Here is a 21779-nt window from a genome sequence, read left to right as displayed (position 1 = left end):
ACAATGTAGGGCGCGCCGGCCTGCCCTAGGGGCCGCCGGCCCCCCTGCACCACACGGAAGAAGAAGAACAACAACATGCTGAAAGTCATTTTCGATACCGACCCGGGCGTCGACGACGCGCTGGCGCTGCTGTACCTGCACAAGCATCCGCAGATCGACCTGATCGGGGTCACCACCACCTTCGGCAATGCCTCGGTGGCGTCGACCACCCACAACGCGCTGTTCCTGAAGCAGGCCTGGGGTTTCACCGCCCCGGTCTCGCGCGGCGCCGAAGGCCCGCTGCAGCCCGAAGCCACCCCGGAAGCCTGGCCGGTGCACATCCATGGCCACAACGGCCTGGGCAACCACCCGGTGCCGGAGGCCCTGGATGTGGCCGCCGACGGCCGCCCGGCCCACCAGCTGATCATCGACCTGGTGCGCGCCCATCCGGGCGAAGTGACCCTGGTGGCGGTCGGCCGCATGACCAACCTGGCGCTGGCCCTGCAGCAGGCTCCGGACATCGCCGGTCTGGTGCGCGGCGTTGTGCTGATGGGCGGTGCGTTCCACGTCAATGGCAACATCACCCCGGCCGCCGAGGCCAACATCTGGGGCGACGCCGAAGCGGCTGACATCGTGTTCACCGCCCATTGGCCGGTCACCGCCATCGGCCTGGACGTGACCACCCGCGTGGAGATGAACCGCGACGGCCTGGACAAGCTGGCCGCCATCGGTGGCGCCGATGCCGAACTGGTCCGCGCCCTGTCGCAGGACTACGTCGACTTCTATCTGCAGGCCGGCCACAAGGGCATGGTCGTGCACGACTGCTGCGCCTGCATCGCCCTGACCCGCCCGGAGCTGTTCCAGTTCGAGCGCGCCAGCGTGCGCGTGGCCACCGACGGCGTCGCCCGGGGCATGACCATTCCCAAGCCGGAAGGCATGGGCTTCGGCCCCAGCGTGTGGGACGGCCACGTGCTGCAGTCGATTGCCATTGGCGTTGATGCGGCTGCGGTGCTGGCCGACATCGAGCAGACCCTGAAGGTCTAAGCGCTCACTGCCCGCCCCGGGACACGGGGCGGGTCTCCGGCAACGTCCACAGCACCGGCAGCACCATCACCGCCACCAGCGCGATCATCGCCCCCGGCGCCGCTGCCCAGCCACTGCGTTCAACCCACCATTGCGCCAGCCACGGCGTCGCCCCGCCAAACACCGCGGTGGCCATGGTTACCCCCAACGCCAGTCCGCTGACCCGGCCCTCGCCCGGGAACTGCTCTGCCGTGGCCGGTGCCGCGACGGCACTGATGCCGCCGGCCACACAGGCCAGCACCACCGCTGCGAGCACGATGCCCAACGGCGCGGCGGACGCCATCCAGCCGAACATCGACAACGGCAGCAGCGCCGCCAGCACCGTCAGCCCCAGCAGCAGCGGGCGCCGCCCGAAGCGGTCGGACAACGCGCCGCACAGCGGGGTAATTGCGATCACCGCCACCGCTGCAATGGTCGACAGCCACAGCGCATCGCCTTCGTCGTGTCCCTGTGCATGCAGGAAAGCCGGCACATAGGTGATGCCCACGTAGTAGGTGATCGACCCCAGCGCGGAAATCGCAAACGTGCGCGCCACCGCACCAGGATGGTTGCGCAGGACATGCCGCAGCGGCGTGGCGGGAATGCTGCCTTCGCGCCGCTGCCGTTCGAATTCCGGCGATTCGTGCATGCCCGAACGCGCGATGAGGATCACCAGTGCCAGCGCCGCGCCGAAGAAGAACGGGATTCGCCAGCCCCAGCTGTCCAGCTGCGGCGCAGGCAACAGCGCCACCGTGAGGGCGGAGATCGCCACCGCCAGCAACGCGCCCACTTCACTGGCCGCCGAGGCCAGCGAAGTGACCAGGCCACGTCGTCGCGCCGGTGCGCTTTCCAGCAGATAGGCGACCACGCCGGTGTATTCGCCGCCCACCGAGAACGCCATCACGCAGCGCAGGACCAACAGCAGCACGCCAGCCGTCGCACCGGCGGTCGCGGCGGTCGGCAGCAACGCGGTGGCCAGCATGGCCGCCGCCATCAGCGCCATCGAGGCCAGCAGCATCCAGCGCCGGCCGAGCCGGTCGCCCAGGTGGCCGAAGCACAGCGCACCGAGCGGACGCATCAGATAGGACACCGCGAAGCCGGCCAAGGTAACCAGCATCGCCTCCTGGCCGCCGCCGAAGAACACCCGCGACAGCACCGTGGCGAAGTACAGGTACAGGGTGAAGTCGTACCACTCCACCACCGTGGACAGGCCGGCCACCCACATCGAGCGCTGCCGCCCCGCCGTCATCGCGTGTTTTCCTTCATGGCTGAAGGGTGTCACGGCGGCAGTGACGAAGCAGTAGATCCACGCCATGCGTGGATGCTCCCCCTCCGTGGCAAACGGGGTCGGATCCCTTTGCCATTCGCAAAGGGATCCGACCCCACTGTGTCACCGCGCCCGGCGCAGGGTGATCAACGTGATCTCCGACGGCACGCCGATGCGGGCCGGGAATCCCGCCCACAGGCCGGCGCCGTTGCTCACGTACAGCGTCATGCCATCCACCGTATAGCGGCCGGAAACGAAGCCGCCGTTGGCACGCTTCACCAGCTGGTCCATGCCGATGATCTGGCCACCATGGGTGTGCCCGGAAAGCTGCAGCTTCACCCCGCGTGCAGCCGCTTCGCGTGCATTGCGTGGCCGATGGTCGAGCAGGATCACCGGCGCGGCAGGATCGGCCCCGGCCAGCGCCGCCTCCAGGTCGGGCAGTGGCAGGCCATAGCGCGAGGCCACCGGATCGGTCACCCCGGCGATGGTCAGCGCGGCATCACCACGGCGCACCTGGGTGTGGCTGTTTTCCAGCACCTGCATGTGCAGCGCGCGGAACGCCTGCATCCATTCGCTGTACTGCGCGTAGTACTCGTGGTTGCCGGTGATGGCGATCACCCCGTCCGGCGCACGCAGGTCAGCCAGTGGGGTGTAATCGTTGCGGCGCGCCTGCACCGTGCCGTCGATCAGGTCGCCGGTGATCACCACCAGATCCGGTTGCAGCGCATTGCTTGCAGCCACGACCTGGCGCACCCAGTCGCCGGTGAGCAGGCGGCTGGCATGGATGTCGGTGAGCTGCAGCACGCGGTAGCCATCGAAGGCCTGCGGCAGGCCGGCGATTGCCACCTCGATCTGCCGCGGCTGGGGTACGGCCATGCCCTGGCTGACACCGAAGGCACTGAGCAGCAGCGCCAGCACCGCGGCAGACGGGCGCAACGTCCTGTTGCGCAGTGCAGAGAGGGCACGCGGTGCGCGCAACAGGCGCGCAGCCAACAGGCCGGCATCCAGCACCAGCAGCGCCAGGGCCAGCAGCAGCACCGCGGTGGAGCCGGTGGCCAGCGTGGCGATGGCCATCTTCGGAATCTCCGGCGAGGCCATCGTGCCCCAGAAGCTGGCGACGATGCGCAGCTGCACGGCAATGCCGACCAGCAGCGCGGACAGCACCACCTTCAACCAGACAGGCAGGCGCAACGGCCAGAACAGGCGCCAGGCCACATACAGGCCCATCAGAAAACCAATAGTACTCAGCACTACGACAATCCAGAACGGCAAACAGGCCCGCCATGGTGACGGCAGAAGATGGCAATGGATAGAGCCGGGCTCAGGCCCGGCCCCGGCGCCATCATGCTTCGGGCAAGCGCTCCACCCGCAATCGTGTGATGCGGCGCTTCTCCATCGCCAGCACGGTGATGCGGATACCGGCCACCTCCAGCGTGTCGTCGATGTCGGGCAGGCGCCCCAGCTGTTCCAGCACCAGCCCGGAGATGGTCATGTAGTCCGGACTGCGCGGCAGCGACACGCCGGCCAGCCGCTGCAGGTCGTCCAAGGTCAGCGCGCCGTCGGCGTCCCAGCAGTCCTCGCCCTGCGCGACCACGCCATAGCGCTCATCCTGGGTGTCGGCGAGGTCACCGGCGATGGCCGCCAGCAGGTCATTGGCGGTCACCAGGCCTTCCACGCTGCCGTACTCGTCCACCGCCACCGCCAGCGGCACCGGGTGCTGGCGGATCAGTTCCAGGGCCTGCAACGCACTGGCGCTGGACAGCACGTACTGCGGCTCGCGCAGGTTGCCTTCGAGCTGCAACGGCTTGCCCTGCAGCAGGTCGGCCAGCAGGTCGCGGCTCTGCACCACGCCACGCAGGCTGTCCAGGTCCCCTTCGCCCACCAGCATCCGCGTATGCGGCGACGCCACCAGGCGGGCGACCACATCATCGTGACCACGCGCCATGTCGATCCACTGCACGTCGGCACGCACGGTCATCACGCTGGACACCGGGCGATCAGCCAAGCCCAGCACGCTGCGGATCATCTCGTGCTCGGCCGGCTGCAGGCGTTCTTCGGTACTGCCGCGCTCGTCGGCTTCTTCCTCATCGTGGCCATTGGCCTGGCGCGCGCCCAGCAGGCGCAGCACGGCGTCGGCGGTACGCTGTCGGAACGGCTGGCGCTGCTCGTTGCGCTCGCGGTTGAAACGTATCCACTGGTTGAACGCCTCCACCAGGATCGAGAACGCGATGGCCGCGTACAGGTACCCCTTCGGAATCCTGTAGCCCAGGCCCTCGGCCACCAGGCTGAAACCGATCATCAGCAGGAAGCCCAGGCACAGCACCACCACGGTCGGGTGCTTGTTGACGAAGCGGGTCAGCGGCTTGCTGGCCAGCAGCATCAGCGCCATCGCGATGGTCACCGCCGCGTACATCACGCCGAGGTTGTCGACCATGCCGACGGCGGTGATCACCGAGTCCAGCGAGAACACTGCATCGAGCACCACGATCTGCGCCACCACCATCGCGAAGCTGGCGTAGACCTTCTTGCCATCTTCGTGATGCTCGCGGCCTTCCAGCCGCTCGTGCAGTTCCATCGTGCCCTTGAACAGCAGGAACAGGCCGCCGCCCAGCAGGATCAGATCACGCCCGGAGAAGCTGTGCTCGAACAGGGTGACCAGCGGTTCGGTCAGTTTCATGATCCAGGCCAGCGCGGCCAGCAGCACCAGCCGCATCAGCAGCGCCAGTGCCAGGCCGATCACCCGCGCGCGGTCACGCTGGTGCGGCGGCAGCTTGTCGGCCAGGATCGCGATGAACACCAGGTTGTCGATGCCGAGAACGATCTCCAGCACGACCAGGGTTGCAAGGCCCATCCATATCGAGGGGTCAGCCAACCATTCCATTTCAGGTCCGTTTCGTCAGTAGGGGGAAAGTAATGCGGTGCAGGTATGCGGCGCAGCGAAGGTCAATCCGCATCCTGCGCCTGCATCGGGTCATGCCCGAGCAGGTCACCGGGGCTGCATTGCAGTTCGCGGCAGATCGCATCGAGCGTGGAAAAGCGGATCGCACGCGCTTTGCCGGTCTTCAGGATCGACAGGTTGGCCAGGGTGATGTCGATGCGACCTGCCAGCTCGGACAGGGTCATACCGCGCTGCTGCAGCATGCGGTCGAGGGTGATGATGATCGCCATCAGATCATGCCCATCAGATCACACCGTCCAGATCGTCGCGCATCGCTGCGCCGACGGTGAACACCCGCGCGAGCACGAACAGCATCAGCACCGCGACCAGGCCGGTGATCGACATGCCACCGCCCACCTCCATCCAGGCGAAGTCCGGACCCATCCAGCTGGCGTATACGCCGATCAGGATGGACAGCACCTCCATCGCCAGCATCAGCCAGGCCATGCGTTGCAGGCGCACGGCATTGGCATGGGTGAAGGGACGTTCGTTGGCCGCAGACCGCAGCAGCCGCGCCAGGTGGCGCAGGAACACCAGGCACAGCACCAGCAGCGCGACGATGGCGGCCAGGCCCACGCAGAAGTGCAGGAACAGATGCGAACCGTGCATGGCCGCCGCCTGCGCATCGTGCACGCTGTCCAGCAGCCAGCTGCGGTCATAGGCCACCAGCGGCACGGCCAGCAGTGCGGCCAGGATGCCCAGCCAGCACATCGCGCGCACCGCCTGCACGGCGGTCTGGGCCAGGGTGAACAAGCCGCGCGCAGGAAGGGCGCGGGCGGGACGAGCGGTCAAGCAGCCTCCGAAGTGGAGCAGCCCTGCCGCCCCGGGGTGGATTTATCGATAAACGATATATCACATCCGCAGGCTGTTGGCTGAATCGCTTCCGCTCCGGCGCCGTTACCGGGCAGGTGCGGATGCCGGCGGCGCGGCCTGTTCGCGCATCGCCTCGCCCGGTGTGGCCGAGGCCATTGCCTGCACTCCCGCCTCGGCGGCCTGCCGGGTGACCAGCCGGAAGCGCACGCGCAGCTTGCTTTCGCCCGGCGTTGCCCAGCCGTACTGGATCGCCACCTGGTCGCCGGACAATGGACCGCGCGAGGGCAGCGAGCGGATCTGCAGTGGCTTCGGTGCAGCCTGCATCAGCCGTGCGAAGCCCTTCTGCACCACCGCCGGGTCGGCCTTCTCGGCATACACGGTGCAGGTGCCATCGTCGGCCCAGCTGACCGCATAGCGGCCACTGGCCAACGGCACCATCCACGCCATGCCCGGCTGGCCCTGCAGCAGCGTAGCGGCCTCGGCCGGCTGCAGCGGGGTCAGGCCGTTGGCCTCCATCAGCGACTGCAGGCGCGCCGGTGCACCGATGTGCTGCATGCAGGCGGTGTCGAACAGTTCGCTGAAGGGATCCTGCGCCGGTGTTTTCGGCGCACGCGCGGGCTGGGCCATCACCACGATCGGCAGCAGCAGGCCAACCATCAGCCAGGGCGCAGGGCGCATTGCAACTCCAGGGAACGGAAAACAGCGGGGAGGATGGCAAAGCCGGGTGGCAGAACGCAACGGGCACGCCCGCGCTTGACATCACCCAGCCGCAGGGAGAACATCAGTTAACGAATTAGTTAACTGACCCCATGGACCGCATCTTCGAAGCCTTGGCCTCCACCGCACGCCGGCAGATCCTGGCCTACCTCAGCGCCGGTGAGCTCAGCGCGGGCGAGCTGGCCGAGCGCTTCGATTTCAGCAAGCCGGCACTGTCCAGCCACCTGCGCATCCTGGAAGACGCCGGCCTGATCGAACGCGAGAAGCGCGGCCAGTTCGTGTACTTCCGGCAGGTGCCCGACCGCTTGGCCAACACGCTGTTTTCCTGGGCCGCCGAAGTCTGTCCGGTCGGTGGTCCGTTGAAGCGCGAAGCGCGCGCGCGCCGCAAGACACCCGCCCGCTGAGGAGCACTGCGATGCCCGGTTCGACCCGCACCAGCTGTTCGTTCCCGAGTATCCAGCTTCCGGCACACGACGGCGGTGGCCCGGTGGAAGTCACCCTGATCGCGCAGCTCGGCATCGGTGCCGGCGATGCGCTGGTGAGCGATGCCAGCCAGCGCCAGCGCCACCATCCGGCCTTCATCGATGCACTGGACGAGCCCTCGGCGCGGCTGGGCGGCATGCATCTGCAGCACGGCGATGCGTCATCGCTGTACAGCTTCGTGGTGGGTGCCGGCGGCCATCCCTTCCATCGCCATGCCGGGCCGCGCATGTTCACCGCCATCGCCGGCAGTGCAGGTGCCGAACTGCGGTTTGCCAGCGCATCCGATCGGCAGCTGGCGGACGATCCCGCGCATTTCCTGCGGTCACTGCGTCGTGTCCGCATCCCGCCCGATTGCCTGTTCACCGTGCGCTTCGGCGGCGGCACCTGGCACCAGTTCGCCTCGAACAGTCCGGCGCACCCTGCCCTGTTCGCGCTTTCGTGCCACAGCAATGAGCTGGCCGGGGCCATGAGCGAGCAGGCACGCGTACAGGCACAGGCCAACGCCGCAGACATTCCCAGCCTGACCGAGGTGCTGCCTGCTGCGCACTGGCCTACCGCAACCACACTGGCGGCCACGCCGTTGCTGCAGCTGTCACTGCAGGCAGCAGCACCCAGCCTGCGCGCGCGCCTGTGTGCACAGACGCGCACATTGCTGGGACCGCTGCGTCGCCTCAGCCTGGAGCCACTGCGCGGATTCGTGGAACGGGCAACGCCGGCGTACCCGGTCTGCAGCAGCGCGGCGCCCACGCAGGGGATGCTCGCCAGCGCACTGCCGCATAGTCACTACAACGACACGACCACGCTGGCGCTGCACGGCGGGCAGATCAGTCACCGCTCCGCCTCCGCCCTCCTGGCCGACGTACTGGATGGTTTCCTGCGCAATCCGCCAGCCGGCGTCGGCCGCTTGATGGCCCTGCGCAATCGTCTGGTCGCGCCGCTGCGTCTACGCACCTCGCCGCTGGGCTGCCCGGTGTCGTCACTGCTGTCCACCGACCGCAGCCGCGTCTTCGGCGGGCGTTTCCCGGTGCTGGATGCGCAGGTGGATGCGGAAGACCGGTGTGCCGAAGTGCTGCTCGGCGCAGACGACCGCCATCTGCGCTTCCGCAGCAGCGTGCGCGTGCAGTTCTGCGAGGACGGCCAGGTCCTCATCAGCCTGGGCTCGCGCGTGCAGACGCTCAATGCGTTTGGCCGCTTCTACATGGCGATGATCGACAGCGCGCATCGTCATTACGTGGCCCCGGCACTGCTGCGCCGCGCCGTTGAACATGCGCTGGCGCCGGAACTGGCAGCATGGTCCAGCGAGCCTGCGCACTCCTGACCGATGGACGCAAGGCACGGGGCCCTGTGCGGTCCCCGCGATCAGACCACGATCTCGCCCTCGTCCTCGCCATCCCAGTAGTGGATGCGGCTGGCGTGCACGTGGATCAGCACCAGCCCCGGTGTTTCCACGCCCTGTTCGAACCACCGCTCCAGGTCCTTCACCCAGTGCTGGGCCATCGTGCCGCGATCGCGGATCAGCGCTGCCCTGCCCTGCACGTGCACGAACAGCGGCGGCTTGCCCAGCAGCGACTTGCTGCCGGTGAGACCCAACGCGACGTTGGGGTCGGCGCTGATCTCGCGCACCATGTCGGTGTCCTCCATGGTGAAGAACCAGCTGTCGCCGTCGTAGTCCACATCGCCGTTGTTGCTCATCGGCCGGCCGGCGATCTGGCCATTGGCGTGGGTCTGCAGCATGGTGAAATCGATGCCGGCCATCTTCTTGGCCAGTTCGGGCAGGGTGAGCGTGGTCATGGGCAGTTCCTTCAACAGGTGGACGGCCAGCGTCTGCCCACTGCGGTGACCGAGGCGTGGATGGCTGCTGCCGCTTTCTTCACGCAGCGAGCGGGGCGGTGTTTCTGCGCTCGCGCTGCAGTGCCCCTCAAGCGTCAACGCGGATAGCGGAACACCAGGTCATCCGGATCGCTGCGCACCGCCTGCGCATCCAACACGCCGCCGAGGCGGATCGCCACGGCCTGCGAAGCGTGGTTGTCCGCTGCCATGTAGCTGACCAGGGTCGGCAGGCCACGCACCACGAACGCCCAATCACGCAGCGCCGAGGCGCCTTCGCTGGCGACCCCCTGTCCTTCCTGCCCGGCATACAGCAACCAGCCCAGTTCCTGTTCCGGGAACAACGGGCCATGGTTGATGCCCACCTGGCCGATGCACTCGCCCGTGTCGCGGCGCTCGATCATCAATGCGCCGTGCCCGAACAGATGCCAGCTGGCAAGATCGTGGCAGAACTGTCCCCACGCGGCGACCTCACCGAACGGTCCGCCCATGCCGCGCGCCCGCGGCGAGGCCAGGAACGCGGCGTACACCGGGAAGTCGTCCAGGCATGGCGCGCGCAGGCGCAGGCGCGGTGTTTCCAGCAGCGGAATGTCGATCATGCGTGGATCGGTCAGTACACGGCCAGGAAGCCACAGCCGCGGCGCTGTGGCTGGCGTTCAACCGTCACCTGCACGCTGGCCGATGTATCCACGCCTTCGGCATTGCGGCAGGGCTCGCGCTTGATTTCGACGATGGTCGGCTGCGTGCCCAGCTCACCGTTGAGCACCGTCAACGAACCAGGCGCACCGGCCGGTTGGCCGAGGTAGCGCAGCGTGCCTGCGCTGCTGCGGCCAGCAACGGTGAGCGTGGCATCGTGATTGCCCTTGCCGGTGGAGGCGATCTCGATGGACCAGCCTTCGCCACCACCGGTAAAGGCTGGCACCGGGCTGGCATCGGCGGCGATCGAAGGATGACGCGGCGCATCGGCGCCCGCATCGGCTTGCGGTGCGCTGCTGGCGCAGCCAGCGAACAGGCCCGCCACCAGCGTGGCAGTCACAACGGAACGCAGAGTCATGGCGTACTCCTCCGGCAGACGAGGCTCCAGTCTAGGCAGCAGCACGTGCGCTGACGATGAACGAGGCTATCCTCAGCGTACCGCACGCCCACCCGTAGCCACCTGCACCCGGTCGCGGCCCAGCGCTTTGGCCGCGTACATGGCCGTGTCAGCAGCACGAACCAGCGCGTGCCAGCCGATCGGGTCAAGCGCGCCCTGGGCGACGCCGAAGCTGGCAGTAACCCGCACGATGTCGCCATTGCTCAACACGACGTCCTTTCCGCGTAGTGCCACCCGCAGCGACTCGGCCAACCGCCGGCCACTGGCCAGACCACCATCGGCCAGCAGCACCAGGAATTCCTCGCCGCCATAACGGGCGACGCTGTCGTTGCGGCGCAGGTGGCTGCGCAGCAACTGCGCCACCTGCACCAGCACATCGTCGCCGGCCGCATGGCCCTGCCCATCGTTGATCGCTTTGAAATGATCCACGTCCAGCAGAATCACCACCGCCTGCGTGCTTCCATCGGCATGCCGCTGTCGTACCTGTTGCTCCAGCGAGCGCCGGTTCAACAGGCCGGTCAGCTGATCGGTATCGGCCAGCTCACGCAGCTCACGGGTCAATGCCGAGCGCTGGTGCGACTTCGCCCGCAGTACCTCGATGGCATCGAACAGGCGCTGCATTTCTGCCATCGGGTGGGTGGCACGCTGCTCCGCACCCGGCGCGTCAGAGGCGATCTGGATCACCTGTGCCTGCGCCTGCAGCAATGGCCGCAGGATCTGCACGTGGGCGATGCGCAGTGCCAGCGCAAGCAGCAGCACTGTCCCCAGCACCGTGGCGGCCAGCACAGCCAGGCGTACCGCTTCCTTGTTGCGGGTGTGCTCGAAGCGCGCGATCGAAACGCCGAGGTAACCATCGCGCAGCGCTTCCAGCGATTGCAGAGTGGGCACGTAGCGCGCGGTGAACTCGGCCGCCGTCCAGGGGGGCGATACGCCGCGCCGGCCATCGTCGATCAGCTGTTCCACCATCGGCAGCGACTGGCCGAAGAACTGCCGGCGCGCCATGTCCCAATGCCAGGACAGCGTCGGCTCGCTGCGGAACACCGATTCGTGGCTGGCGGCCAACCGCCACAGCTCCAGCAGGCGGCCCTCGGTCTGTTGCGCAGCGCGCACCTGCGGCTCGCGCCACGCGCCGGGCACCGCCAGTGGCGCCATCACGTTCGATGCCAGGCGGCCACCGTGCTCGCGCAGGTCGATCAGGATCTGCCCCTGCATGGCAGGAATCGCGGCTTCGCGATCAGCCGCGACCAGGTCGCTGATCTGCACCGAGGTCAGCGCCTGCAGCCGGTCGTACACCGCGAACATGCTGTTGATCGCGTGCTCTACATCCTCTGCCGAGCGCTCGCTCCTGGGCAGTGCGGCCGCCCTGTCCACCGCAGCACGCGCGGTCTGCAGCCGCCGCCGCGCTTCATGCAGGCGCGGTGTTTCGTCCACCACCCGCGGATCGGTCTGGAACACGTTCTGCAGGTGCTGCGTCGCTGCATCCACCCGCTGCCGGGCAACCACCAGCTGCGCGGCCAGCCGGCGCTGCTCCTGCGCATCGGCGCTGTCGGCGCCGAGCAGGCTGTTCGCCGGTCCGCGCTCGGCCGACACCAGATTGGCCAGTTCGAAGGTCTGCCTCAGCTGCCGCAGGCTGACCAGGTTGGCCTCGGCTTCGGTAAAGCGCTGCGTACCCTGCACCAGCGCAATGACCATCAGCGGCAGCGTGCACAGCACGAACAGGCCTGCGAGGATCCAGAGCCAGGTCTGCAGTCCGTTTGGCGATGCCCTGCGGCCCATCGATGTATCCCCTGGCGTGCGGATCAGTGTAGCGCTCTGCCCGGGTGAAAGCGGGTCAGATCCAGCGTTGGTCCACCAGTTCACGCTTCACGTAGGCGTAGAACACCGGCGCGGCTACCAGCCCGGGCAGGCCGAACGCCGCTTCCATCACCAGCATGGCCAGCAGCAGTTCCCAGGCGCGTGCCTGGATCTCGCCGCCGACGATGCGCGCGTTGAGGAAGTACTCCAGCTTGTGGATCACCACCAGGTACAGCAGCGCAGCCACGGCCACATAGAACGACACCGACAGCGCGACGATGGCGATGATGGTGTTGGAGATGATGTTGCCCACCACCGGCAGCAGTCCAGCCAGGAAGGTGATCAGCACCAGCGTCTTCGACAGCGGCAGGTGCACGCCGAACAGCGGCAGCACGCCCAGCAGGAAGATGGCAGTGAACACGGTGTTGAGCAGCGAGATCTTGACCTGGGCAAACACCACCTGGCGGAACGCGGTGGCCAGGCGGCTGGTGCGGCCGATCAGTTCCTGCGCAAGCGGGCCCATCTTCGGCAGCGGCAGTTCGTCGTACAGCGCGATCATCGCGCCCAGCACCATGCCGATCAGTATGCGCACCCCCACCTGCACCACTGACGTGCCGGCCACGCCCAGCTGGCGCTGGTGTTCCGCGGCCCAGTCGTTGACGGCCGCACGCAGTGCCGTCAGGTCTTCGGGGATGTAGGGCTGCAGCAGGGCCGGCACCTGGTGCCGGGAGGTGTTGAGGATGTCCATCAACCGCGCCAGCAGCACGTCAGGGCCACCGGTCTCGTTGCGGAAGAACGCGGCCACGCCGATACCGGCCAGCACCAGCACGCCGATGATCACCGCCGACAGCACGATCACTGCGATCGCCCTCGCCCGCCCGGGACGCAGCTTGCCTTCCACGGTGGAGGCCAGCACATGGGTCAGCTGGAACACCAGCAGGCCCGACAGCAGGGTCACCACCAGGCCAAGCTTCAGTGCCAGCCACATGCCCAGCAGCATCATCAGCCAGGCGGCGATGCGTGCGGCGGGAGGCTCGGGCAGGGTCGGGATGACAAGGGACATCGGGGCACATCCTGTAGGGGTGGCCCATGGTAGTGGATTGAGGTGACGCGCCCGCGCACGCGCGCATCCCTGCGGCCGCCGCCTGCCGTCAACGTGCGACCACCGCCCCTGCCAAGCGCGCCAGTGCGGCCGCTTCCTGATCACCCTTGCGCTCGCTGTAGCGATCCACCAGGTAGTCCGAACGATCCCGCGTGAGCAGGGTGAACTTGACCAGCTCCTCCATCACATCCACCACCCGGTCGTAGTACGCCGAGGGTTTCATCCGCCCGTTCTCGTCGAACTCCTGCCATGCCTTGGCCACCGACGACTGGTTGGGGATGGTCAGCATGCGCATCCATCGCCCCAGCACGCGCAGCGTGTTGACCGTGTTGAACGACTGCGAACCGCCACTGACCTGCATCACCGCCAGCGTCCTGCCCTGCGTCGGGCGCACGCTGCCATCTTCCAGCGGCAGCCAGTCGATCTGGTTCTTGAACACGCCGGTGACCGTGCCGTGGCGCTCCGGGCTGATCCAGACCTGGCCTTCGGACCACTGCGACCACGCGCGCAGGCGCTGCACTTCAGGGTGATCGGCGCCGACGCTGTCGAGCATGGGCAGCGCATGCGGATCGAACACCCGGGTCTCGCAGCCGAGGTGGCGCAGCAGGCGCTCGGCCTCCAACGCCAGCTTGCGGCTGAACGACTGCGGGCGCAGCGAGCCATACAGCAGCAGGATGCGCGGCGGGTGCGCGTGGCCGTCGCCCAGCAGGGTCGGGTCGGGCTGGGGAAGCGAGGCTTCGGCCAGGTTCGGGAGGGCGGCACTTGCGATGGATTCATTCATTCGACTATTCTAGAAATATGGAAACGAAAAATGCAATCGTCGCCCTTGCCGCTCTTGGACATGCCACCCGCCTGGCCGCGTTCCGGTTGCTGGTGGAGGCCGGCCCGGCTGGCCGGATGGCCGGCGACATCGGCAGCGCCCTGCAGGTGCCGCCGGCCACGCTCAGCTTCCACTTGAAGGAGCTGCTGCAGGCCGGGCTGGTCGAGAGCGAGAGCCAGGGCCGCAACGTCTGCTACCGCGCCAACTTCAGTGCCATGACCGGCCTGATCGATTACCTGACCCACAACTGCTGCGCAGGCTCGCCCGACCCGGCCTGCAGCCCGACGTCCCCTGATTGCGCCTGCTGACCGGAGATCCACTTCGTGACCACCCAACGCGTCCTGTTCCTGTGCACGGGCAATTCCGCCCGCAGTGTTCTTGCCGAAGCCACGCTGCGGGCGTGGGCCGGCCACCGCTTCGAGGTGTTCAGCGCCGGCAGCCAGCCGGCCGGCGCGGTCAATCCATTCGCCCTTGCCCAGTTGCAGGCCGAGGGCATCGCCACCGCAGGCCTGCGCAGCAAATCGTGGGACGAGTTTGCTGATGGCGCGCCGATGGACCTGGTGATCACCGTCTGCGATGCCGCGGCCGCCGAGGCGTGCCCGGTGGTGTTCGGCGACTTCGTGCGTACGCACTGGGGCTTGCCCGATCCGGCCGCCGTCGAGGGCAGCGCGGATGACAAGGCGACCGCGTTCGCGCAGGCGCATGCCATCGTCAAGGCACGATTGCTGGCGCTGCTGGCATTGCCCGCAGCCACCTGGTCAGATCGCGGGCAGTTGAAAGACGCGCTGGATCGCATCGGCTTCGTGCAACCCGGGGACGGTCAGGCGTGAGCGCGCCGGCACCGATGGGGTTGTTCGAGCGCTACCTGACGCTGTGGGTGGCGCTGTGCATCGTGGCCGGCACCCTGCTTGGCCACGCGCTGCCGCAGCCATTTGCAGCGCTGGCGTCGGCGGAGGTGGCCAAGGTCAACCTGCCCATCGCGGTGCTGATCTGGTTGATGATCATCCCGATGCTGCTGAAGGTTGATTTCAGTGCGATGCGCCAGCTCGGCCAGCACTGGAAAGGCATCGGCGTGACGTTGTTCATCAACTGGGCGGTCAAGCCGTTCTCGATGGCACTGCTGGGCTGGTTCTTCCTGCGCCACGTGTTTGCCGATGCGCTGCCCGCCGCACAGGTCGACAGCTACATCGCAGGTCTGATCCTGCTGGCAGCGGCGCCCTGCACCGCCATGGTGTTCGTGTGGAGCAACCTGTGCCGTGGTGATGCCAATTTCACCCTCAGCCAGGTGGCATTGAACGACGCGATCATGGTGGTGGCCTATGCACCGGTAGTGGCATTGCTGCTGGGCCTGTCGGCGATCAGCGTGCCGTGGGACACGCTGCTGCTGTCGGTGTCGCTGTACATCATCGCGCCGGTACTGGTGGCGGCACTGCTGCGGCGCTGGCTGCTGGCCCGCAGCGGGCAGACCGGCCTGCAGTCCGCACTACGAAAGCTGGGGCCGGTTTCGCTGCTGGCGCTGCTGCTGACGCTGGTGCTGCTGTTCGGCTTCCAGGGCGAGCAGATCGTGCGGCAGCCACTGGTCATCGCCATCCTCGCGGTGCCGATCCTGATCCAGGTCTACTTCAACTCAGGGCTGGCCTACCTGCTCAATCGACGCCTGGGGGTCGCCCACTGCGTGGCCGGTCCTTCGGCGCTGATTGGTGCCAGCAACTTCTTCGAGCTGGCCGTGGCCACCGCCGTGGGCCTGTTCGGCGTGCATTCCGGTGCGGCGCTGGCGACGGTGGTCGGCGTGCTGATCGAAGTGCCGGTGATGCTGTCGGTGGTGCGCATCGTCAATGCGTCGCGCGGCTGGTATGAGCGCCGCTGAGGCAGGACCGCGCCGTACGCCTGTCCGCGGGCTTCCAGCTCAGCAGGCCTCAACACCGACTTCACCCGTGATGGGCTTCGATGGCCACAGGTTCTCGACGATCCACCCGCCCTGACGACCCCGAGGACGTTGCCGTGAACACATCACTTCACTCTCTTGCGAAGCTGGCCGCCCGCGGTCTGCTGATGCTGCTGTTCCTGGTATCCGGCCTGGGCAAGCTGTCCGACCCGGCGGCGACACAGGGCTACATGACGGCGATGGGTCTTCCCGGCATCCTGCTGTGGCCCACCATCCTGTTCGAGATCGGCACGGCACTGTGCATCCTGTTCGGCTTCCAGACCCGGGCAGTGGCAGCGGTGCTGGCCGCCTTCAGCCTGGTCACGGCCTTCATCTTCCACCACCAGCTGGCAGACCAGGTGCAGCAGATCATGTTCCTGAAGAATCTGGCCATCGCCGGCGGCTTCCTGCTGCTGGCCTGCAGCGGTCCGGGACGCTACAGCGTGGACGCGAAGCGCGGCAAGCCCTGAGGCAGCGAAGGCGCGGCATCATGCCGCGCCGCCATCGCCCTCACCCCTTCTTCGGCGATGCCGTCGAGCCTCGCACCATCAGGCTGAACTCCAGCGTCTGCTGGCGCGGCACATCGACCTGTTCGATGATGGCGAGCAGCAGATTGACTGCGCGCTCGCCGATCTCGCGCATCGGCTGCCTGATGGTCGTCAACGGAGGCGTCAGGTAACGCGATGACGCCAGGTCGTCGAAGCCGACGATGGACAGGTCATCAGGCACGCGGACGCCCAGATCCCGGCAGGCTGCCAGGGTGCCCAGCGCCATCTGGTCGCTGAAGCAGAAGATCGCAGTGGGCGCCGGCGCGACGGCCAACAGTGCCAACGCGGCCGCATGGCCGGACTCCACGGAAAAGTCACCCGGCACGACGCTGAGGTGGCGCAGGCGGCCACGCGCCCTGCCGGCGGCGCGAACCCCTTCCAGCCGTTGCGTGTGCAGCGGATTGTCGGGCGGCCCGCCTACCACGGCGATCCGCTCATGCCCCAGGCCGTACAGGTGCTCCATCACCGCGCGCGCGGCGGCGGCGTTGTCGATGTGGACGCTGGGAATGCCCAGCGCGGGGTCGAACTCGCAGCCGTTGACCACCGGTGCAGCGGCCCCCCGTTGCTCGACGATATCGCGGGCCGTCGGCGGCAGGCGATGCCCCAGCACGATCAGGCCATCGGCCTCGTTGCGCCGGAGCATCTGTGCGTAGCGCTCCTCGCGCTCGGGCAGGTTCTGGGTATCGCCCAGCAGCACGGCGTAACCGATGGCCTGCGCTGCGTCCTCCGCACCCTGCAGGATCTGCGCGAAAAAGGGATTGGCGATATCCGGGACGGTGACCAGGATCTTGCCGCTGCGCTGGGTCTTGAGCGTCCTGGCAACCGTGTTGGGAACATAGCCCAGCGCCGCAGCGGCCTGTTCGATGCGCGTACGCGTGGCGGGCAGGACTTTGTCCGGCCGGGAAAGTGCGCGCGACACCGTCCCGGCAGAGACGCCGACAAGCTTTGCGATGTCGTAGATGGTCGCCATGGCGTTAGTTCTTCTGTCCGCTGTGCAGTGCACAACAGGTCCTGCGTGAGCCCCTGCTAGGATAATGCAATCGATTGCATCGAGGGCGAATCACGTTGAAGACGCTCAAGGGTCCAGCGCTGTTCCTGGCGCAGTTCATCGGCGACACAGCTCCTTTTGATCGGCTGGACACGCTGGCCGGGTGGGCCGCGGGCCTGGGCTATTCTGGCCTACAAGTGCCGACCAGCGCGCCCCACCTGTTCGATCTGGCCGAGGCGGCGCGCAGCCAGGCGTACTGCGACGACATCGCCGGCATGCTGGCCGGACATGGCGTGCAGATCACCGAGCTGTCCACCCACCTCCAGGGGCAGCTGGTCGCCGTCCATCCCGCCTATGACGCGCTGTTCGACGGATTCGCGCCGCCGGACAAACGCGGTGATCCTGCCGCCCGCCAGGCCTGGGCGGTGGAGCAGCTGCTGCTGGCCGCCAAGGCCAGCCAACGCCTGGGGCTGACCGCGCATGCCACGTTCTCCGGGGCGCTGGCCTGGCCCTACTTCTACCCCTGGCCGCAACGCCCGCCTGGTCTTGTGGAAGAAGCCTTTGCCGAACTCGGCCGCCGCTGGCGCCCCATCCTGGATGCGTTCGACGCCTGCGGCGTGGACCTGTGCTTCGAGATCCATCCGGGCGAAGACCTGCACGATGGCGCGACCTTCGAGCGCTTCCTCGACACGGTGGACCACCATCCCCGCGCAAAGATCCTGTACGACCCCAGCCATCTATTGCTGCAGCAGATGGACTACCTCGGCTTCATCGACCGCTACCACGCGCGCATCGGCATCTTCCACGTCAAGGACGCCGAGTACCACGCCAGTGCCAGCAGTGGCGTGTATGGCGGCTACCAGGACTGGATCGATCGTCCCGGCCGATTCCGCTCGCTCGGCGATGGCCAGATCGATTTCAAGGCGATCTTCTCGAAGTTCGCGCAGTACGACTTTCCCGGCTGGGCAGTGCTGGAGTGGGAGTGCTGCCTGAAGCACCCGGAAGACGGCGCGCGCGAGGGTGCACCCTTCATCCGTGACCACATCATCCGCGTGACCGAACGCGCCTTTGATGATTTCGCCGACAGCGGCACGGACCCGCAATCACTGCACCGCATGCTGGGAATCTGAGCCATTACCGCCCCGGGAGGGCAAGCCATGACGCACGCGATGTCGCGCTTGGGCGCGATGATGTTTCTGCAGTTCTTCATCTGGGGCGCGTGGTTCGTGACCCTTGGCACCTACCTGGTGCAGGGCCCGTTGCAGGCCAGCGCAAGCCAGGTGGCGACGGCCTTCCTCAGCCAATCGATCGGCGCCATCGTGGCCCCCTTCCTGGTCGGCCTGATCGCCGATCGCTACTTCGCGGCGCAGCGCATCCTCGCGATACTTCACCTGGCCGGCGCGGCGCTGATGTGGCTGGCGTCCACGGCGACGGACTTCAACACGTTCTTCGCCTGCGTGATGGGCTACATGTTGCTGTTCATGCCGACGCTGGCATTGGCCAACAGCGTGGCGATGCGGCACATGCAATCGCCCGAGAAACAATTTCCCCCGGTGCGCGTGGCCGGCAGCATCGGCTGGATCGTGGCTGGTGTGCTGATCGGCTGGCTGGGCTGGGAGCAGGCGCACCGGCTTGAGTTGACCTTCCGGATGGCGGCGATGGCGTCGCTGGCCCTCGGTCTGTACGCGTTCACCCTGCCGCACACACCGCCGTTGGCGCAGCAGCGCGACGCCGGGCTGGGGCAGATCCTCGGGCTGGATTCGCTGCGGCTGTTGAAGTCGCGCTCCTACCTGGTGTTCTTCCTGGCCTCCATCGCCATCTGCATCCCGCTGTCGTTCTACTACAACTTCACCAACCCGTACCTCAACGACCTGGGCGTGCGCGGCGCGGCCGGCCTGCAATCCCTGGGGCAGGTCTCCGAAGTGCTGCTGATGCTGGCCATGCCGTTCCTGTTCGTGCGGCTGGGGGTGAAGACGATGCTGGCGGTAGGCATGGCCGCGTGGGTGGTGCGCTATGCCATGTTCGCCTTTGGCGATGCGGGCGGCGGCTTCTCCCTGCTGGTGATCGGCATCGTGCTGCACGGCATCTGCTACGACTTCTTCTTCGTCACCGGCCAGATCTACACCGATGCGCATGCCGGCCCGGCCGCGCGCAGCAGCGCGCAGGGCTTCATCACCCTGGCCACGTACGGCGTGGGCATGTTGATCGGCACGTTCCTGTCCGGCGCGGTGGTGGAGCACTACACCACCGCCGCGGGCCCGGACTGGCAACGGATCTGGCTGTTCCCCGCAGGCGTCGCGCTGGTCGTGCTGATCGCCTTCCTGTTGCTGTTCCGCGACCAGCCGGTGGTCGCGGCCGCGCCTTCCACCCGCTGAGGATCTCAACCGATGCCCACACCTGGAATCGCCATCGTCGGCACGGGCATGATCGGTGCCGTGCATCGTCGCGCGGCACTGCTGGCCGGCGCCGATATCCGTGGCGTGGCCTCCTCCTCCCCGCAACGCGCGCTTGAGGTGGCGCAGTCGTGGGGTGTTCCGCGTGCCTATCGGGACATCGAGGAGGTGGTCGCCGATCCACAGGTGCAGGTCGTGCACGTCTGCACGCCCAACCACCTGCACCGCTCCTTGGCCCAGGCCGCGCTGGAAGCCGGCAAGCATGTCATCTGCGAGAAGCCGCTGGCGACCACGCTGGAGGATGCGCAGGCGCTGGCGGCACTGGCTGCCTCGACCGGACTGATCGCCACGGTGCCCTTCGTCTACCGCTACCACCCGGTGGTCCGCGAGGCGCGCGCACGCATCGCGCAGGGCGAACTGGGGCCACTGCACCTGATCCATGGGAGCTACCTGCAGGACTGGCTGCTGGACCCGGCCAGCAACAACTGGCGCGTGGACCCGGCACTGGGCGGTACATCGCGCGTGTTTGCCGACATCGGCTCGCACTGGTGCGACCTGGTGGAATGGGTCAGCGGCGAGCGATTCACTGAGGTCAGCGCGGCGTTCGACACGGTGATCGCCGAACGTAGCACCGACACCGGGCAGAGCTTCACCACAGCGGTTGCCGGCGGCGCGATGCAGGCGGTGGCGAGTGAGGACGTGGCGGCGGCCATGTTCAAGACCGGCGCCGGCACGCTGGCGTCGTTGACGGTCAGCCAGGTATCGGCCGGACGCCACAACCGCCTCTGGTTCGAGATCGATGGTGCCAGGGCCAGTGTTGCGTTCAACCAGGAGGACGCCGAGCGGCTGTGGATCGGCCTGCCCGACCAGCGCGAGGAAATCTTCGTGCGTGGTCCCGGCGCCGGCAGTGCCGAACAGCGCCGGCTGTCGCTGTTGCCGGCCGGGCATGCGCAGGGCTACGGCCATTGTTTCGAAGCATTTGTTGCTGATACCTATCGCGCCATCGAAGGCGAACGGCCTGAGGGCCTGCCCACCTTCGAAGACGGCGTTCGCTCGGCGCAGATTGTCGATCGTGTCATTGCATCGGCCAGGACGCGCGCCTGGACTGCCATCGGTTGAATCCCCGGAGGATCTTTTGATGAACACCCCTGTTCGTAGAGCCGCAACCCTCGCACTGCTGCTGCTTGCTGCCCTGCCCGGCTTCGCACGCGAAGCAGCAAGCCCGCAGCAGCCTATCGCGGTGCAGATGTACACCCTGCGCAACGCCGGCCCGCTCGACCAGCAGTTGAAGATCGTCCACGACGCCGGCGTGCACGCGGTGGAAACAGTGGGCACGCAGGGGGTCAGCGCCACCGAACTCAAGCAGTTGCTGGACCGGTATTCGATCAAGGCGATTTCCTCCCACGTGCAACTGGCCGAGCTGCGCAAGGACCTGGCCGGCGTGGTGGCCTTCAACCGGTCGATCGGCAACACCACCCTGGTGGTGCCTTACCTGGACGCGAAGGATCGGCCGACAGACGCCGCGGGCTGGACCGCGCTGGGCCAGGAACTGGGCCGGATCGCCAAACAGGTACGCGCCAAGGGCATGCGCCTGGCGTACCACAACCATGACTTCGAACTGGTCGACTTCAATGGCCGGACCGGGCTGGAACTGCTGTTCGCAGCGGCCGGGCCGGACCTGCAGACTGAGCTGGACCTGGCCTGGGTCGCGCGTGCGGGTCTCGACCCGGCGGTGATGCTCGGCAAGTTCCGCGGCCGACTGTTCGCGGTACACGCCAAGGACAATGCAGCCAAGGGCCAGGCCGAAGACGAGGGCGGCTTCGCTGCCGTCGGCCAGGGTGTGCTGGACTGGCGCGCGATCCTGCCAGCCGCCGCAGCGGCCGGCGTGCACTGGTACATCCTCGAGCACGACCAGCCACGCGATCCGGCCAAGGTCATCCAGACCGGCGCGGACTACCTACGTGAACACCTGTCCCCCCGCCTGCCAGCCAGCGCGCAGCGCTAGTACGCGAAGGAGTCCTGATTGAAAAC

24 protein-coding genes are annotated in these 21779 nt (G+C 67.4%); 11 read left to right on the top strand and 13 right to left on the bottom strand.

All coding sequences use genetic code 11. The features are described 5' to 3' along the window. Positions 1–75: 75 nt before the first annotated feature. The gene (locus tag MRBLST15_RS18260; RefSeq protein ID WP_265953354.1) at positions 76–1023 is read left to right on the top strand and encodes a nucleoside hydrolase; all 948 of its coding nucleotides are present in this window, start codon (positions 76–78) and stop codon (positions 1021–1023) included. Positions 1024–1027: 4 nt separating this feature from the next. Here MRBLST15_RS18260 and MRBLST15_RS18255 read toward each other — a convergent pair whose 3' ends face one another. The 6 genes from MRBLST15_RS18255 to MRBLST15_RS18230 all read right to left on the bottom strand — a co-directional run bounded on the left by MRBLST15_RS18255 (position 1028) and on the right by MRBLST15_RS18230 (position 6737). Next, positions 1028–2290: an MFS transporter gene (locus tag MRBLST15_RS18255; protein ID WP_367787343.1), complete on the bottom strand. Its 1263-nt coding sequence runs from the start codon at positions 2288–2290 to the stop codon at positions 1028–1030. Between the two features lie 141 nt (positions 2291–2431). Next, complete coding sequence (locus tag MRBLST15_RS18250) at positions 2432–3568, bottom strand: metallophosphoesterase (protein ID WP_367787341.1); 1137 nt, start codon at positions 3566–3568, stop codon at positions 2432–2434. An 82-nt stretch (positions 3569–3650) separates the two neighbouring features. Continuing rightward, positions 3651–5189, bottom strand: coding sequence for a TerC family protein (locus MRBLST15_RS18245; RefSeq protein ID WP_367787221.1), 1539 nt, complete (start codon positions 5187–5189; stop codon positions 3651–3653). A gap of 62 nt (positions 5190–5251) precedes the next feature. Beyond that, positions 5252–5476: a helix-turn-helix domain-containing protein gene (locus MRBLST15_RS18240; RefSeq protein WP_265953079.1), complete on the bottom strand. Its 225-nt coding sequence runs from the start codon at positions 5474–5476 to the stop codon at positions 5252–5254. Between the two features lie 13 nt (positions 5477–5489). Next, the gene (locus MRBLST15_RS18235; protein ID WP_265953084.1) at positions 5490–5957 is read right to left on the bottom strand and encodes a DUF2975 domain-containing protein; all 468 of its coding nucleotides are present in this window, start codon (positions 5955–5957) and stop codon (positions 5490–5492) included. Between the two features lie 186 nt (positions 5958–6143). Continuing rightward, on the bottom strand, positions 6144–6737 hold the full coding sequence (locus tag MRBLST15_RS18230) for an NMCC_0638 family (lipo)protein (RefSeq protein ID WP_367787219.1): 594 nt from the start codon (positions 6735–6737) through the stop codon (positions 6144–6146). 131 nt (positions 6738–6868) lie between these two features. Here MRBLST15_RS18230 and MRBLST15_RS18225 point away from each other — a divergent pair, with 131 nt between their 5' ends. Both MRBLST15_RS18225 and MRBLST15_RS18220 read left to right on the top strand, forming a co-directional pair. After that, the gene (locus MRBLST15_RS18225; protein WP_025873922.1) at positions 6869–7180 is read left to right on the top strand and encodes a metalloregulator ArsR/SmtB family transcription factor; all 312 of its coding nucleotides are present in this window, start codon (positions 6869–6871) and stop codon (positions 7178–7180) included. An 11-nt stretch (positions 7181–7191) separates the two neighbouring features. After that, complete coding sequence (locus tag MRBLST15_RS18220; RefSeq protein WP_265953075.1) at positions 7192–8577, top strand: DUF2867 domain-containing protein; 1386 nt, start codon at positions 7192–7194, stop codon at positions 8575–8577. 41 nt (positions 8578–8618) lie between these two features. Here MRBLST15_RS18220 and MRBLST15_RS18215 read toward each other — a convergent pair whose 3' ends face one another. From MRBLST15_RS18215 to arsH, 6 genes are all read right to left on the bottom strand, one after another. Further along, the gene (locus MRBLST15_RS18215) at positions 8619–9050 is read right to left on the bottom strand and encodes a pyridoxamine 5'-phosphate oxidase family protein (RefSeq protein ID WP_312704485.1); all 432 of its coding nucleotides are present in this window, start codon (positions 9048–9050) and stop codon (positions 8619–8621) included. Positions 9051–9184: 134 nt separating this feature from the next. Beyond that, on the bottom strand, positions 9185–9685 hold the full coding sequence (locus MRBLST15_RS18210; protein WP_367787216.1) for a GNAT family N-acetyltransferase: 501 nt from the start codon (positions 9683–9685) through the stop codon (positions 9185–9187). 11 nt (positions 9686–9696) lie between these two features. Continuing rightward, positions 9697–10140 (bottom strand): hypothetical protein, encoded by a 444-nt coding sequence (locus MRBLST15_RS18205; protein WP_265953069.1) that lies wholly within the window; start codon positions 10138–10140, stop codon positions 9697–9699. Between the two features lie 72 nt (positions 10141–10212). Then, the gene (locus MRBLST15_RS18200; protein WP_367787214.1) at positions 10213–11955 is read right to left on the bottom strand and encodes a GGDEF domain-containing protein; all 1743 of its coding nucleotides are present in this window, start codon (positions 11953–11955) and stop codon (positions 10213–10215) included. A gap of 55 nt (positions 11956–12010) precedes the next feature. Then, positions 12011–13036 carry an AI-2E family transporter gene (locus MRBLST15_RS18195; RefSeq protein ID WP_367787212.1) on the bottom strand — a complete coding sequence of 342 codons (1026 nt, stop codon included), beginning with the start codon at positions 13034–13036 and terminating at the stop codon, positions 12011–12013. An 88-nt stretch (positions 13037–13124) separates the two neighbouring features. Then, positions 13125–13856: an arsenical resistance protein ArsH gene (arsH, locus tag MRBLST15_RS18190; protein WP_367787210.1), complete on the bottom strand. Its 732-nt coding sequence runs from the start codon at positions 13854–13856 to the stop codon at positions 13125–13127. A gap of 17 nt (positions 13857–13873) precedes the next feature. Here arsH and MRBLST15_RS18185 point away from each other — a divergent pair, with 17 nt between their 5' ends. The 4 genes from MRBLST15_RS18185 (at position 13874) to MRBLST15_RS18170 (ending at position 16289) form a co-directional block, all read left to right on the top strand. Continuing rightward, positions 13874–14203 (top strand): ArsR/SmtB family transcription factor, encoded by a 330-nt coding sequence (locus tag MRBLST15_RS18185; protein ID WP_367787208.1) that lies wholly within the window; start codon positions 13874–13876, stop codon positions 14201–14203. 15 nt (positions 14204–14218) lie between these two features. Next, entirely contained in the window at positions 14219–14725 is a 507-nt protein-coding gene (locus tag MRBLST15_RS18180) for an arsenate reductase ArsC (protein ID WP_265953060.1), read from the top strand. A 14-nt stretch (positions 14726–14739) separates the two neighbouring features. Then, positions 14740–15762 carry an ACR3 family arsenite efflux transporter gene (arsB, locus tag MRBLST15_RS18175; RefSeq protein WP_265953082.1) on the top strand — a complete coding sequence of 341 codons (1023 nt, stop codon included), beginning with the start codon at positions 14740–14742 and terminating at the stop codon, positions 15760–15762. 134 nt (positions 15763–15896) lie between these two features. Continuing rightward, positions 15897–16289, top strand: a complete 393-nt coding sequence (locus MRBLST15_RS18170) for a DoxX family protein (protein ID WP_367787206.1) — start codon at positions 15897–15899, stop codon at positions 16287–16289. Between the two features lie 40 nt (positions 16290–16329). Here the strand turns inward: MRBLST15_RS18170 and MRBLST15_RS18165 are convergent, their stop codons facing one another. After that, a complete protein-coding gene (locus MRBLST15_RS18165) occupies positions 16330–17337 on the bottom strand; it encodes a LacI family DNA-binding transcriptional regulator (protein ID WP_367787204.1) in 1008 nt (335 codons plus the stop codon). 95 nt (positions 17338–17432) lie between these two features. Here MRBLST15_RS18165 and MRBLST15_RS18160 point away from each other — a divergent pair, with 95 nt between their 5' ends. From MRBLST15_RS18160 to MRBLST15_RS18145, 4 genes are read left to right on the top strand one after another with little or no spacing between them, the layout of a single operon-like run. Continuing rightward, positions 17433–18485, top strand: coding sequence for a sugar phosphate isomerase/epimerase family protein (locus tag MRBLST15_RS18160; RefSeq protein ID WP_367787202.1), 1053 nt, complete (start codon positions 17433–17435; stop codon positions 18483–18485). Between the two features lie 27 nt (positions 18486–18512). After that, positions 18513–19730, top strand: a complete 1218-nt coding sequence (locus tag MRBLST15_RS18155) for a nucleoside permease (protein ID WP_367787200.1) — start codon at positions 18513–18515, stop codon at positions 19728–19730. Between the two features lie 12 nt (positions 19731–19742). Next, on the top strand, positions 19743–20867 hold the full coding sequence (locus MRBLST15_RS18150; protein ID WP_367787198.1) for a Gfo/Idh/MocA family protein: 1125 nt from the start codon (positions 19743–19745) through the stop codon (positions 20865–20867). A gap of 19 nt (positions 20868–20886) precedes the next feature. Beyond that, positions 20887–21753, top strand: coding sequence for a sugar phosphate isomerase/epimerase family protein (locus tag MRBLST15_RS18145; protein ID WP_265953049.1), 867 nt, complete (start codon positions 20887–20889; stop codon positions 21751–21753). The last annotated feature ends 26 nt before the right edge of the window (positions 21754–21779 follow it).

The sequence above is a fragment of the Stenotrophomonas sp. LST15-1-1.1 genome, assembly GCF_040815575.1.
Lineage (GTDB): Bacteria > Pseudomonadota > Gammaproteobacteria > Xanthomonadales > Xanthomonadaceae > Stenotrophomonas > Stenotrophomonas lactitubi_B.
Note: the sequence above shows the minus strand (reverse complement) of the source record. Positions and strands in the feature narration are given on the sequence as shown.